General features: G+C 37.5%; 11 protein-coding genes. 6 read left to right on the plus strand and 5 right to left on the minus strand.

Annotation, left to right across the window (positions count from 1 at the left end; all coding sequences use genetic code 11):
- The first annotated feature begins 28 nt into the window (after window positions 1–28).
- The gene (locus tag AC1M9A_RS05910; RefSeq protein ID WP_092766885.1) at window positions 29–673 is read left to right on the plus strand and encodes an arylesterase; all 645 of its coding nucleotides are present in this window, start codon (window positions 29–31) and stop codon (window positions 671–673) included.
- A 76-nt stretch (window positions 674–749) separates the two neighbouring features.
- Here the strand turns inward: AC1M9A_RS05910 and AC1M9A_RS05915 are convergent, their stop codons facing one another.
- Window positions 750–1,364 (minus strand): carbonic anhydrase, encoded by a 615-nt coding sequence (locus AC1M9A_RS05915; protein WP_035266649.1) that lies wholly within the window; start codon window positions 1,362–1,364, stop codon window positions 750–752.
- A 321-nt stretch (window positions 1,365–1,685) separates the two neighbouring features.
- Between AC1M9A_RS05915 and AC1M9A_RS05920 the strand changes: the two genes are divergently transcribed.
- Together AC1M9A_RS05920 and AC1M9A_RS05925 are read left to right on the plus strand one after the other, a co-directional pair.
- On the plus strand, window positions 1,686–2,696 hold the full coding sequence (locus AC1M9A_RS05920; RefSeq protein ID WP_481609835.1) for an alpha/beta fold hydrolase: 1,011 nt from the start codon (window positions 1,686–1,688) through the stop codon (window positions 2,694–2,696).
- Window positions 2,697–2,713: 17 nt separating this feature from the next.
- Window positions 2,714–3,715: a hypothetical protein gene (locus AC1M9A_RS05925; RefSeq protein ID WP_481609836.1), complete on the plus strand. Its 1,002-nt coding sequence runs from the start codon at window positions 2,714–2,716 to the stop codon at window positions 3,713–3,715.
- A 28-nt stretch (window positions 3,716–3,743) separates the two neighbouring features.
- On the opposite strand, the gene AC1M9A_RS05930 is transcribed toward AC1M9A_RS05925, so the two are convergent.
- The 3 genes from AC1M9A_RS05930 to nfuA form a co-directional block, all read right to left on the minus strand.
- Complete coding sequence (locus AC1M9A_RS05930; protein ID WP_481609837.1) at window positions 3,744–4,994, minus strand: class I SAM-dependent methyltransferase; 1,251 nt, start codon at window positions 4,992–4,994, stop codon at window positions 3,744–3,746.
- 91 nt (window positions 4,995–5,085) lie between these two features.
- Window positions 5,086–7,344: a TonB-dependent receptor domain-containing protein gene (locus tag AC1M9A_RS05935; RefSeq protein WP_481608769.1), complete on the minus strand. Its 2,259-nt coding sequence runs from the start codon at window positions 7,342–7,344 to the stop codon at window positions 5,086–5,088.
- 221 nt (window positions 7,345–7,565) lie between these two features.
- The gene (gene nfuA, locus AC1M9A_RS05940) at window positions 7,566–8,204 is read right to left on the minus strand and encodes a Fe-S biogenesis protein NfuA (protein WP_035269609.1); all 639 of its coding nucleotides are present in this window, start codon (window positions 8,202–8,204) and stop codon (window positions 7,566–7,568) included.
- 159 nt (window positions 8,205–8,363) lie between these two features.
- Here nfuA and AC1M9A_RS05945 point away from each other — a divergent pair, with 159 nt between their 5' ends.
- The 3 genes from AC1M9A_RS05945 (at window position 8,364) to AC1M9A_RS05955 (ending at window position 11,792) form a co-directional block, all read left to right on the plus strand.
- Complete coding sequence (locus AC1M9A_RS05945; RefSeq protein WP_035269610.1) at window positions 8,364–8,981, plus strand: rhomboid family intramembrane serine protease; 618 nt, start codon at window positions 8,364–8,366, stop codon at window positions 8,979–8,981.
- Between the two features lie 156 nt (window positions 8,982–9,137).
- Window positions 9,138–10,091 carry an ABC transporter substrate-binding protein gene (locus AC1M9A_RS05950; protein ID WP_481609838.1) on the plus strand — a complete coding sequence of 318 codons (954 nt, stop codon included), beginning with the start codon at window positions 9,138–9,140 and terminating at the stop codon, window positions 10,089–10,091.
- Between the two features lie 159 nt (window positions 10,092–10,250).
- On the plus strand, window positions 10,251–11,792 hold the full coding sequence (locus tag AC1M9A_RS05955; RefSeq protein WP_481609839.1) for a hypothetical protein: 1,542 nt from the start codon (window positions 10,251–10,253) through the stop codon (window positions 11,790–11,792).
- 74 nt (window positions 11,793–11,866) lie between these two features.
- Here the strand turns inward: AC1M9A_RS05955 and AC1M9A_RS05960 are convergent, their stop codons facing one another.
- Window positions 11,867–13,489 carry an inorganic phosphate transporter gene (locus AC1M9A_RS05960; RefSeq protein ID WP_180027990.1) on the minus strand — a complete coding sequence of 541 codons (1,623 nt, stop codon included), beginning with the start codon at window positions 13,487–13,489 and terminating at the stop codon, window positions 11,867–11,869.
- Window positions 13,490–13,785: the final 296 nt, after the last annotated feature.

Genomic DNA, 13,785 nt, shown 5'->3' on the forward strand with positions numbered 1-13,785 from the left:
GAGTCATTACGAACCATAGAAAGCCTTTATGCAAATCAGTCAAAGTTTAAATATTGTTACGTTGAGAAAAACTGCCTTTTTATTTATCTGCAGTTGTCTGTTTCTTTTACCGATCAATAGCTTTGCAAAAACTATCCTTATTCTTGGTGATAGTTTAAGTGCTGGTTACGGCGTGCCTACCGAGAAAGGTTGGGTCAATCTTTTACAAAAACGTCTTGATCAACAGTATCCGAAACAACATCGAGTGGTCAATGCAAGTGTCAGCGGTGAAACAACCAGTGGTGCATTAGCACGTTTGCCCAAATTGCTTCAAACACACAAACCAGATATTGTCGTAATTGAATTGGGAGGTAATGACGGTTTACGAGGTCAACCTCCAAAAATGATTCAACAAAACCTAACTCGATTAGTTCAATTGAGCCAAAAATCTAATGCCAAAGTCCTTATGTTTGGCATGAAGATTCCTCCAAATTACGGCTCAGCCTATAGCAAATCCTTTGAAAATAATTATAGGGTTGTGAGCCAGCAATTTAATGTGAAGTTGCTCCCTTTTTTTCTAGAAGGTGTTGCTGGAAATAATAAACTCATGCAAAAAGATCTGATTCATCCTAATGAACAAGCTCAACCTAAACTCTTAAATAATGCATATCCTTACATTAAAGGCGCTCTATAAAGTTATAGACATAGAGATCCATAAATCCCAATCAATAAAAAAGCCAGCTTAAGCTGGCTTTTTTAAAATGCTGATATTAGAAGTCAAAGAATGTAACTTCACCTGTTTCAAGTGAGTATTCTGCACCTACAACTTTTAATTTACCTTGTGCAATCAAGTTTTCCAACACCGCAGAACCATGGCGCAACTGGTTAACTGAAGCAAAAACATTTGAGCGAACCGCGTGTACTGAAAGCTTTTTCAAATCATCTTTTAACTCAGTTTGCATTAAAATTTCGACTGATGGACGTACGCGATTGACAATAGACATCAAATTAACAGATGGCGGTTGTTGAGGATTACGTAATGCTTCAATCGTTGAGTCGATTGCGCCGCAATGTGTATGACCCAATACAATCACTAAAGGACAATTAAAACTTTCGGCTGCAAACTCCACACTTCCAACTTGAGATGGAGCTACGATATTACCTGCTACACGAATAACAAATAAATCACCTAAGCCCTGATCAAAAACCATTTCAGCTGGAACACGTGAATCAGAACATCCTAATACAATCGCAAATGGCTCTTGAGTTTCAGCCATCTGAGCGCGCTCATGATGCGTCAATAATCGTTGATGCTTGGTTTGACCTTCAACAAAACGTTGATTACCAATTTTTAAACGTTCTAAAGCTTCTTGTGCAGTTAGCATCTTGTATCCATGGTTTATCAAGGTTTGAAGTAATTTTAATACTGTGCTTTTTGATTGTCACTGACAAAATTTAAACTCTGTTACAATTTTTGTTAATTGCTAAAAATATCTTCAATTTCTTCAAATCTGATGATTATGATCATTCCTTACTGAATCACTTTAGCAGCTGATTCAGCGCTTAAATTTATGTTTATGAAGTAAAACTTATTTAAATCGAGAACCAATTATCACAAAAATAGGATTTATTTTTTTACTTTTAACTACTACTTTATAAAAGTCACTTGATTATAATGTCGCCCTGTTTTAAGGGATTTCACCTGCATGTTTGTTCATCTTCCTTTACCCATATTAAAGCATCAACATTTATTTTCCATTTTACTCGCGTTAATGCTCAGCCTCGGTACCTCATCTACCCGAGCAAATACTGTTGAATTTATCGACTATCAAAAAGTTTTAAATGAAGAACGTGCTTGGTCAGGATTATCCAATAAAACGATTCGCGTCGGAGATGTTGTGTGGTCTTATAGCGAAGGTGGTCCTGCTGATCGACCTGCCTTATTGCTCATTCATGGTATAGGCATGAATCGAGACAGTTGGAATCATGTCGCTCGGAATCTCACACAGCAATATCGTGTCATTATTGTTGACTTGCCTGGAAGTGGACAAACGCTAACGCCTAAGGGGTTTGACTTATCACTTCCTCATCTGACTGAACAGTTACGTCGTTTTGCAGAAGCATTACGCATTGAAAACCAGCTTAATCTAGCGGGTCACTCTGTCGGTGGATCAATCGGACTGATGTATGCTGCTAAATATCCTCAAGAAATGAAAAGTTTATTTCTGATCAGTGCCGGTGGATTATTCAGAAGCAACAAAACATTCTTCCTCAATAACCCAATTTATTTAAAGCAGCTTTTAATCTCACAACCTGGAGACTTGAATTATGTTTCTAGGAGAGTCATGCATAAAGCTCCCTTCATACCCAGTTTAATCAAGAAACAACAAGAGCAAGCACTTATTCAACGCGCGGCGGATACATCTGAGCTGATTCATCAGCTTGTAAAACTCAATCAACAGTACACCGTTGAATCATTTGCTCAATTGTTAAAAAATATTGAGGTTGAAACATTGATTTTGTGGGGAAAACAAGATCAGATAGTAAATGTTGAAGTTGCACATGAATTAGGGACCGCCTTAAAAAAAGCACATCCCCCTATTTTATTAGATCAAATTGGTCATACACCTATCGTAGAAACACCTGATCTTGTGGCGCAACATTACTTAAGTTTTTTAAATAAGATGAATACCGTTAAAACGTCATCATCAAATTAAGGATATTGAGAATTTTCATGGAAAAAAATCCTAAAATCGAACAGTTGATTGAGGCACATTTGGCATTTCTTGATCATGAATTTTCTCAAGATGACACCATTGAAAATGAATTTTTATATTTTTATCAATGGTTTAGAAAACAACCTTTAAAGCAAATTTGGTCTTTCGAGGCGATTAGTGCACTGCTTCAAAAACAAATTCTAAATACACCTACAACTGATTCTCTCGTTCAACAGATTGCGGAGCATATTCGATTTGCGTTAGTTCACCCGCTTAATGAAACGACTCAAATCGAAGATATTATCTCGGTTCACACCATTGATCGAATTGCACTTTATATTTCATCTAAAAGTGCTCACCGCCAAGCTCTAATTAAACGTATTGTGAACAATCCCGCATTTTCGAGCATGCTCACCGAGTTAATCCATCATTCTATTCAGGATTATATTGATAATTCAGTGATGAATAAAAAAGTACCCGGTGTCGGCCGCTTTATGAAAATGGGGAAATCAGTTCTTGAAAGTGTCACTGATTCCAATCTTGATGATACGGTCAAACATTATCTTCAAAAAAATATTATCAAGATCAGTCAAATTAGCGAACAAGTGATTAACCAACACTTTGATGACAATAAGCTATACCACTTCCAAGCCAATCTTTGGCACAAAATAAAGCAAGTCCCACTCTCTGCTGTTAAAAACTATGTTGAAATCAATGATCTACCAAATACTGTGGCAATGGGACATGATATTTGGGACAACCTCCGTCAAACTGAATATTTAAAGCAACAAGTACACGATGGTATTTACACGTGGTATTGCCATAATCAAGACCGCTCTTTTGATCTGATCATGCAAGATATCAATATCAACGAAAGCCTTGTTCAAAATGAATTAAGTGCTCTACTCTGCCCCGTAATTAAGCATATGATTTCTAGTGAACACCTTAAACAACGTGCACGTGTATATCTTGAAAAATTCTACTATTCTGAACCAGCACTAAGTATTCTCACATCTTAATTATAAAACCGCTCCTTAGAGCGGTTTATTAGAAATATGTCGTCGGTATTTGAATCTGAATTTGATGCTCACTCAGCCATGAATTGAGACGTTCTATTTTACGTACGTCCTTTGATTCTCTATGCTCGCTTATAGGATAGATATAATGGCAATTCATCAATAAAAATATACTCTCAACAAGTAGTTTTAAATTTTGCTGAAAACAAGGAAGGTGATGTAACTGTTGAAAAGTTTTAGAACCAGTTCTTAAACTTTCAATAATGGCACTGATCACCTCCTTCGGAGCTTGAATTGGGCCAATTGATGTTTTTAAATTAATATTATCCAATCGCTGATTGTTAAGAATAAGATCTAATCTAATCTTATGTAAAATTCCTAAATGGTCTTCAAAACGGTAATTCACTGATTTTTTTTGAAACAAATCCATACGTTGCTTTGAATCCCGAGCAATATCTTTTAGATACTCTTTTGTATTCGAAATATTCACATCTGATATCAACTGTTGCAAGTCGATTGGAATGCTAAGCGAATCTAAGTTTTCAGTTGGAACTGCACTCCCAATATATGATAGATCAGCTTCGATCTTTAAAATCTCATGTACATCTACACTATAAAGGGGTTGCCAATAATCAGTTAAAAGTTCGTGAGCGAGATAATTGGTATCATTTTTTAATGTATTCACAATTCCTTGTATTTTGTCATATCCAATAAAAGCGCCTCTCCGATTTAATTCACTCACTAGTGCTGTAGACAATTCAATACTTTGAGCAGATTGCTGAGACGTATTTTTATCAACCAAGTTAAAGATTTTTTGAATAGGCTGTAAAGTAGCGGATCCAGGAAAGCACATATAGTGTAAATAGAATAGTCCTTGGTCCTTTAAAGATTTATCTAGAATCTGCCTAATAAAATATTGATTGTGTTCAGAAACCCAAGAATACACTCCATGACAGACAATGAAATCAAACACTTCATTATTATTTTTGTTAAATTTTTCAAAGTCTATATTTAAGAATCTTATATTGCTTAACTGTAAGAATTGAGCAAGCTCTGTAGCTCGTTGTATGTGTTTGTCATTAAAATCCACTCCGACAAACTCAGCGTACGGATTTGCAATTGCTGCCACAATCAAGTTAAGACCACAACCACAACCTAACTCTAAATATCGAAAATTTTGAGATATATCTGGCGCTATATAACCTTGAAATTGGCTGATTGTACTCAACCAAATTGGCTGCATCTCTGGATAAAAAAACATAGGATAGATAGTGTCAACCACATAGCCATCGACGCGCTTCATTATTTTCCTTCTAAACTCGACTATTCAAAGCTTGGAGTGAGATTCTCGCTCTCACTCCATGCACAAGACATTAAAACTTATAATTCAAGGCAAAGCTGTAACGTCGACCATCAAGCACCCAATCATTTCCATCTTTCAGTACATTTTTGTTTGCAACATTATATACACCAGTAGATAGCTGGAATTGGTCACTATACTTATACACAGCTCCAACATCTACAAATGTATAAGCTGGTGTTTTATCTCCATCGGTATCACCCACTGTTTTGCCACGATAATTCAATTGAGTCCATAAATACAATTGATCATTAAAGTCCCAATCCAAGCCTGCATTAAACATATGTTTAGGCAAATTATTCAATGGTTTACCTTCATACTGTCCAGATTTTTGCTCACTATCTGTGAATGTATAAGAGTGTCTATATTTTAAGTAATCTGTAATGTTGTAATCTGTGGTCAGTTCAAGCCCTCTAATTTCGGCCTTATCAATGTTATAGTTGAGTGTATAACCATTTGCGTTATATGGCAGATTAGGGTTGGACTGATAGAAAGCACTGCTATTAACGAAATCATTAATTTCAGATTGAGTGTAAGGCGGCTCACCGTCATTTTTTGGGGGAAGTCGACTACCATCTAAACGACCAGATCGAGTAATTTTATCGTTAAAGTCAGTTTGATAGACCATAAGACTTGCAGATAAACCCAATTCAGGATGAGTGAATGCAAAACCTGTTTCATACGTTAAACTGGTTTCTGGCTTTAAATTTGGGTTTGGCATAATTGCCCCGCCCATTGAGTTCAGCATGTAATCTGGAGAAGAATTACGTAAGCTCGGCGCTTTATAGCCTGAAATTACACCTCCTTTTAAAGTCACGTTGTCTGTAGCTTTATAAACTGCATATGCCTTTGGACTGAAATTATCACCAAAAAACTCATTTTCATCGAAACGACCACTTAAGGTTAGTGCTAACTTATCACTGACATTCCAAGTATCTTCTGCAAAAATAGACCATTGATATCGATCCATTTTAGTGACTTTACCAGCCATCGCTGCATTTTGGTTACTTGTACCATCCTCAAGATTTTCTTTTAAATATCGCCCGCCAATGGTCAGACTATGATCTTCGAAAAAGTAAGTTCCTTGGGTATTGGCTGTGATAGTCTCAAATAAAATCCCCCCTGGATTTTGAACTTTACCCACAGTACGCCCTGTAATTGCATTATTTTTATCTTTATCATATTGCAAGTAAGAAGTGAGTTTTAGATTGTCGTACTCACCATCATGAGTAAGGCTAAAATTATTTTTTTCTAATTCTGAGTAAGTCCCTGTATTCGGTACGACATCTGAACGATAGATTAGCTCACCATCATCATTACGATTATTCGTATTATATGCTGGATAATAATTTCCATTAGATAGAACGAAATCTTTACCATCAATATCAACTTTAGGACCCGTTACTGAAACATACTGGGTATAACTTTTACCTGGGTTGTGTGTACGCTCTTGTTGAGTTCTTACATATTCAGCAGTGAGTGTGTTTTTTTCATCTGGTGTAAAAACAAACTTTGTACCTAGATTTGTTTTTTGAAAATCTGGTTCACTCTCACCTGTTTCGGCTGTATTTTTTTGTAATGAACTTTCTTCAATCGTTTGAAGACCAGCTGTAACTTGAACCGAAAGAAGCTTATCAATTAATGGTGCATTTACATACAAGCTGGTATTGGTTGCGTCGTTGTTAACGTCATTCGATTTACCAGCTTTGATATATTCTGTTCGAATACTTGCAGTCAAACGATCTTGATGCTTTTTAGTAATGATGTTAATTACACCACCCATTGCATCAGAACCATATAGAGAGGATGACGGGCCTCGAATCACTTCAATACGTTCAATCGATTCTATTGGCGGTAAGAAGTTTACTGATGCTCCTTGAACCCCCCCATTTGTTGTTAAAAGACTACCATCATTCATTGGACGTCCATCTACTAAAAATAGGGTATAAGCTGATCCCATACCCCGAATGGAGATCGTCTGGTTCGTTCCACCGCCTTGTACAAATACACCTGGAACATTTTTCAATGCATCAGTTACATCACTATAAGATTTTTTTTCTAATTCTTCGGCAGTAATCACTGAAATCGTAGCAGCAGCATCCGCTATATTTTGCTCATAACCACTCGCTGAAGTTACGACAATTGTTTTTAACTTAGTTGTATCTTGTTTTGCATTAGTATCTTGACCAATTTGCTCTTGTGCAAAACTTGAAACCGACATGGTGGTTAAGACAGCAAACGCTAACTTAGATTTTAAAAATGTCTTTTGCATTGTGTAATTACCAAAGAATGTGTGGAGAGATCTTGTTCGAATTGTGTCGCATTGTAACAAATGATAATCACTTTGCAATAGATTATGATAACCATTCTCATTTATAGTTTTGTTTTTACATTTCAATTTTATTGATATTACTCATTTTGTTCAGTTTTCATAAAAAAAGCCCCCTTTTAATGGGAGCTTTTCAAATCAACTTTTGTAAATTTAAAGGCAACTTATTTCATATAAGCGCCTTCTGATTGGCTGTGGTCTGTCTGGTCCACAACACGTTGTAACTCTGGGATATGCTGTTTTAGCGTAACTTCAACACCTTGTTTAAGTGTCACATCAATTGCTGAACACCCTTGACAGCCACCACCAAATTTCAAGACCGCTGTTAAACCATGCTCAGCATCTTCAACCACTTCAACCAATGCACAGTTTCCACCATGCCCTGCTAAACCAGGGTTAATTTCTGACTGTAATACATAGGTTATACGTTCTTCAATCGATGCATCTGGACCTACACGTGGCACTTTCGAGTTAGGTGCACGGAAAGTCAACTGACCACCAAAGCGATCTTTGTTGTAATCAATCACTGCATCCAATAAGTATGGGATTGATGGTGTATCAATATATGCAGCAAATTTTGGATATTCTTGTTTATAGTCGGTTGGAACGACTTCATCTGGTGCACTATACGCCATGCAGCATTCAGCACGTGGTGTACCCGGATGTTCTACGAAAACACGTACCGCGATACCAGGAGTATTTTGCTTCTCTAAAAGTTCAAACAAATACTCTTGCGCAGTTGGTGTAATTAATAAATTTGGAATTTCTTCAGCAACTGCAGTGCTGGTGTTCTCAGTCGACATAACAATTTTTCCTCAAGCTGAAGACTCTATTTTAACTGAAGATCGGGGATAATATTTAAAATTCAACTAAATTTGTCAGAATTATTATATTAATAACAATTAAATTTAAAAAAATGGCATGATGAATAGAATTAAAGCAATTTATTCAATCTTATCCATATGCTTGATTTACCTTTTAATCATACTGTCACCATCGTTTTAATTACGGTTGCCATTTCACTGGTTGCATTTTCCAATCAAAATATTATGAATCGTTTGATTTTTTGGCCTCCAGCCATGCAGAAAGGTCAATACGATCGATTTATCACGCATGGTTTTATACATGCAGATGGAACACATCTACTGTTCAATATGATCACACTCTTTTTCTTTGGAAGTGTAATTGAGAGTTTTTATCGACAATACTTATATGAACTCGGATTTGTTCTGTTCTATTTAGGCGGTTTAATCGCGGCAATTATTCCAAGCTATTTAAAACATAAAAATGATCACCGCTGGGCAAGTCTAGGTGCCTCTGGAGCAGTATCAGCAGTCTTGTTTGCTTATATTTTATTTCAACCATGGAAACTGATATTTGTCTTCTTTATTCCAGTTCCAGCCATTATTTTTGCCGTGCTTTATGTTGCTTATAGTATTTGGTCAGGTAAACGTGGAAACAGTAACATCAACCACAGTGCACATTTATGGGGTGCAGCCTACGGTGTCGTGGTTACGATATTGATTGAACCTCAAATTATTCCACATTTCTTCAGCAAGTTGCTTCAACTACCGCTCTAATTCTTTGATCATTGCGGGGGCTTAAAACACTCCGCACAAATACCCTTAAATTCAAAGTTGATGCTGGTAAATAAATCAAAAACACAAATTCAACAATGATAATGATTATCATTTATATATTCATGTTAAGCTTTTATCAAACCTCGAGGTATTGATATGACTTACATTAAACTTCCATTGGCACTCATTCTTTCATTCAGCGCCTTTGTTTCATATGCTCAACCTGTTCAATTCACTTATCAAGATCAAACTATTCAACTTCAAAATACGCCACAGAAGCTGGCTGTTTACGAACTATCCGCGTTGGATACACTGAATGCTTTAGGTATTCAAGCATCAATCGTACCCGAAACTACTTTTGTTGGTGCTTTGAAAAAATTTAATGACAAACAATATGTAAAAGCTGGATCTTTATTTGAACCCAACCAAACCTTATTAAAAGAACAAAAGCCAGATCTCATCATTGTCGGCGGGCGTTCTGCTGCAAAATTAAATGAGGTCAAAAAAATTGCACCTGCAATCAACCTCTGGCCTGATACTCAAAACTTCAATCAAGACCTGAAAAATCGCACACTTTTTTTAGCAAAAATGTTTAATAAGGAACAACTCGCACAATCTAAATTAGATCATGTCTATGCCCTTCAAGCACAACTTAAACAACTCACTAAAGGCAAATCCGGCCTGATGCTTTTTGCCATGGGTAATAATTTTATACCGCATGCAAAGAATGAAAGATTTGGATTTACCTATGATATTTCTGGCTTAAAGTCAGTGGTGCCGCCTGCAGCACCTCAAGCATCAAGTGCTCGACCTGCTCCAAACTCACCAGAAGCTCTTGCTGCCGCGCAACGCAATTTAGAGTGTCTAGTACAAGCAATAAAACAAAATCCTGATTTCATCATTGTGTTAGACCGTGGTGGTGTAAACACGCAAAACTATGCTGCGAAACAACATATTCAATCACATCCATTACTCAAGAATAGTCAAGCAGTCAAAGAGAATCGTGTCATCTTTGTTGATGCCGATGCCTGGTATTTAACGGGCGCTGGCTTAGATAACACTGCATTTATGTTAGAAGAATTGATCAATGGTATAAAAAATACTAAATAATTGATTTTGTTTATAAAGGAAGTCTTCGGCTTCCTTTTTTTAGAAATATCTCGTAATAATTCAATCAATATCTGGTAATTAATGCCACCTAGATCATTAATTTTGTCAGGATAATGTAGGCATCCGCGAATTTATTCATTTTTTTTTGAGATTTTTTGCATGTCTAATCAACCTGATGGTTTACAATTTTCCTCTAACACGTCCTCTAAACCCAGCAGTTCAAAATCAGGCCAACGCATCGTCAGTGCGGCATTACAACAGATTCAGCCAGAATACGCTGATGCAGTTATCAATGAAAAGAATTGGCGAAAATCCTATCCGATTCATTTTAAACGGTTGGTAGAATGTGGACTCTCATCACCTGAAGCTGCGCTGCGCATCGCTCAAGATGGACTTCAACAAGCTTATGAAGAGTTTAGTTTTCAACGTGATCAACATACACATGCATTGAATGAAGTGATGAATCTTAAATCAAAAGATTTAAATACCTACACACTTCAAGGAAACTCTAATGCTGAGCCGCAATGGTTTGTACCTTATCAGGGTAAAAATTTAGAAGGTCAAGCCCTACTCGACCAAATTCAACTTTGGTTAGACCGAGGTATTATAGAAGCATCACATGCTCAGGCACTACAAGCGTGTGTGCAGCATCCAGAGTGGTTTGACCTTTCGGATCGAACAATGGTGCTGTTTGGTGCAGCTTCTGAAGCAGGACCTTTACCTTGGCTGGCGAAATGGAAAGCCAATATCGTGGCGCTTGATTTGAATCATGAACGAGTATGGACAAAGATTTTGAATACTGTTCTGCAAGGCAATGCGACCTTATACGCTCCAAGTGTCGAATCAATAGATTCATCTGCATCTATACGTGAAGCTGCAGAGCGTTTAGGCGTTAACTTATTAACAGATACCCCTGAGATTGCACATTGGCTCACCCAGTTTGATCAAGACTTAGATCTTGCCGCAATTGCGTATTTAGATGGCGAAAAGCACGTTCGTGTTTCTATGGCGATGGACGCCATTATGCAACATGTCAGCCAACAAAAATCCAATACCAGTTTAATGTATATGTGTACGCCCACTGACGTCTACGCTGTACCACAGGAAGTGATTCAAGGTGGATTAGATAAGTTTAAATCACGCTCTAAACTTGAAAATATTCTGTCCAAGAGTATTTCGACTGTCTCTCGTGATTATTTTTTCAAACAAAACGAAGAACGCTTATTCCAATGTCATGATAAACAGTATGGGATCTGCGACTGTCTTGTGGTTGAACAAGGTCCAAATTATGCGTTGGCGAAAAGGATTCAACAATGGCGCGCTACGTTAGCACGGTCACAAGGTCAACGTGTCAGCATTAATATTGCTCCATCGACCACTACACATTCGGTAACCAAAAACCCATTATTAAAAGCTGCTTTCAATGGTGCCAATTTGTTTGATGTTGAAGCATTTGAACCCGCGACGACCAATGCGATTATGGCTGCGTTGTGGATTCATGATTTGAGAAACCCACAGTCGGTTGCCAATCCTGACATCGCCCTCAATCATCCATTAGACTTAATCATGCATGGTGCTAATCATGGTGGATTATGGCGTGTAGCATATCTCGCACGCACCGCCCTACCATTTGCCGCATTATATGGTTTTGCTGAGGAAAAACTCCCCTTGAAAAAACTTTGGTCTAAATTCCAAAAATAAGTGTCATAAACAATTGATCATAAAAAAAGCGCTGATTGTTCAGCGCTTTTTTAGTCTTTAAGTATTGAATTCAATCAGGTGAACTGAAGGAACAACCAGAATAAACCACCTGACAAACAGATTGTTGCTGGCAGTGTGAAAATCCACGCTGATAAGATTGTGCGAACCATTTGGAAGTTTAAGCCCGACTTATTCGCAACCATCGTACCTGCTACAGCAGAGTTTAAAACGTGTGTTGTTGACACTGGCATACCAAAGCCATCAGCAGCAGCAATCGTTGACATTGCAACTAACTCTGCAGACATCCCCTGACCATAAGTCATGTGTTGTTTACCAATACGTTCACCAACGGTAACAACAATACGTTTCCAGCCTACCATCGTCCCTAGACCTAATGCCAATGCAGTCGCAACTTTCACCCATGTTGGAATGTATTGAAGGAATGAATCTAAGTTATCACGGTAGTTGTCCACTGTTTTTTCTTGCGCTTCAGTCATGGCAGGTAAAGCTTCTGCTTTATCTAAACGCTTGAATGCAGTCGTGCTGAGGTACATATCATTACGGAATTCAGCCACTTGATCTTCAGGAACATCTTTAATGGATGTGTAGCTTCCTACTTTTTCACCTAAATGATCCGTCAAGCTTGCCAAAGCTGGCACAACTTCAGGTGTGATTTCTTTGGTTTGGATATATGACGTGATAATTTGACGTGCTTTTTCATCTGGAATATCTTGGTGATTTGGATAAATCAAATCAGCAGTTTGAGCAGATAACTGACCAAATGTTTGGATATGTTGTTGATCTAGACTCTTGTTTAAAGAGTAAGCCAATGGCACGATCCCGATCAGAATCAACATAATCAGACCCATACCTTTTTGACCATCATTTGAGCCGTGTGCAAAACTTACACCGGTACACGTGAAAATCAAAATGGCACGAATAAGTGGCGGCGGCGGTTTATTCCCTTCTGGTGGTTGGAATAATTCCACTTGTTTCTTAAAGATTTTTTTAACCAATAAGAACAATACAGCCGCAAATGCAAAACCGATTAATGGTGAGAATAAAAGTGCTTTACCCACTTTCATCACCTGTTCCATGTCTACACCTGACGCACCATTACCTGCGTTTAAGATGTAGTTCATGATGCCCACACCTAAAATCGAACCGATCAGTGTATGAGAGCTAGAAGCAGGGATACCGAGGAACCAAGTTCCTAAGTTCCATACGATTGCGGCAATCAACATGGCAAAGACCATGGCAAAACCAGCACCTGAACCGACGTTCATAATCAATTCAACAGGCAATAGCGCGATAATACCGTAGGCAACTGCACCACTTGCGACCATTACGCCAAGGAAGTTACAGAAGCCTGCCCACATTACAGCGACAGGTGCAGATAAAGCGTTGGTATAAATAACTGTTGCCACAGCATTGGCCGTGTCATGGAAACCGTTAACGAACTCGAAACCCAATGCGATAAACAATGCCGTGGCCAACATGATCACAGCATAAAGATTTAAAGCAGGCACATGAGATAAATCAGCAGCCAACTGAAAACCAATGTAAATCAAGGTTGAAACAATCAGTGTAAGGAACACTGGCATAAAGAATTTCGGCGTTGGCACGTGAACATTCGTCGACTGCATAGGCGTTGACGATTGTGCTGAATCTGAAACTGGAGTTTGATTAGAATTCATGCAAGCAGAGAAAGAGGATAAATATCCCCTCTATTGTTCAATTTAATTATTACAATTATATGACAAAGAGCTGTCATATAAGTCATCCAAACGACACTTATTTAAGAAAATTAAACTTTAAAAACAAACAATATTCAAAATTTAACAATAATAATCAGATAGTTAATACAAAAGCCTCATCTTTAATCTTTATTTCAATCGGTAATTAAATAGATGAAATAAAGATGACATCACTGTCACATTTGTTACAACGGCAGTTATTATTACATTAGATTATGACAACATGATGAAATATA

It is taken from the genome of Acinetobacter sp. ANC_7634 (assembly GCF_056779875.1).

Coding starts and splice junctions, on each gene's coding strand:
- AC1M9A_RS05910 (WP_092766885.1), top strand. CDS start 29: ATGCAAATCAGTCAAAGTTTAAATATTGTTACGTTGAGAAAAACTGCC.
- AC1M9A_RS05915 (WP_035266649.1), bottom strand. CDS start 1,364: ATGCTAACTGCACAAGAAGCTTTAGAACGTTTAAAAATTGGTAATCAA.
- AC1M9A_RS05920 (WP_481609835.1), top strand. CDS start 1,686: ATGTTTGTTCATCTTCCTTTACCCATATTAAAGCATCAACATTTATTT.
- AC1M9A_RS05925 (WP_481609836.1), top strand. CDS start 2,714: ATGGAAAAAAATCCTAAAATCGAACAGTTGATTGAGGCACATTTGGCA.
- AC1M9A_RS05935 (WP_481608769.1), bottom strand. CDS start 7,344: ATGCAAAAGACATTTTTAAAATCTAAGTTAGCGTTTGCTGTCTTAACC.
- nfuA (WP_035269609.1), bottom strand. CDS start 8,204: ATGTCGACTGAGAACACCAGCACTGCAGTTGCTGAAGAAATTCCAAAT.
- AC1M9A_RS05945 (WP_035269610.1), top strand. CDS start 8,364: ATGCTTGATTTACCTTTTAATCATACTGTCACCATCGTTTTAATTACG.
- AC1M9A_RS05950 (WP_481609838.1), top strand. CDS start 9,138: ATGACTTACATTAAACTTCCATTGGCACTCATTCTTTCATTCAGCGCC.
- AC1M9A_RS05955 (WP_481609839.1), top strand. CDS start 10,251: ATGTCTAATCAACCTGATGGTTTACAATTTTCCTCTAACACGTCCTCT.
- AC1M9A_RS05960 (WP_180027990.1), bottom strand. CDS start 13,489: ATGAATTCTAATCAAACTCCAGTTTCAGATTCAGCACAATCGTCAACG.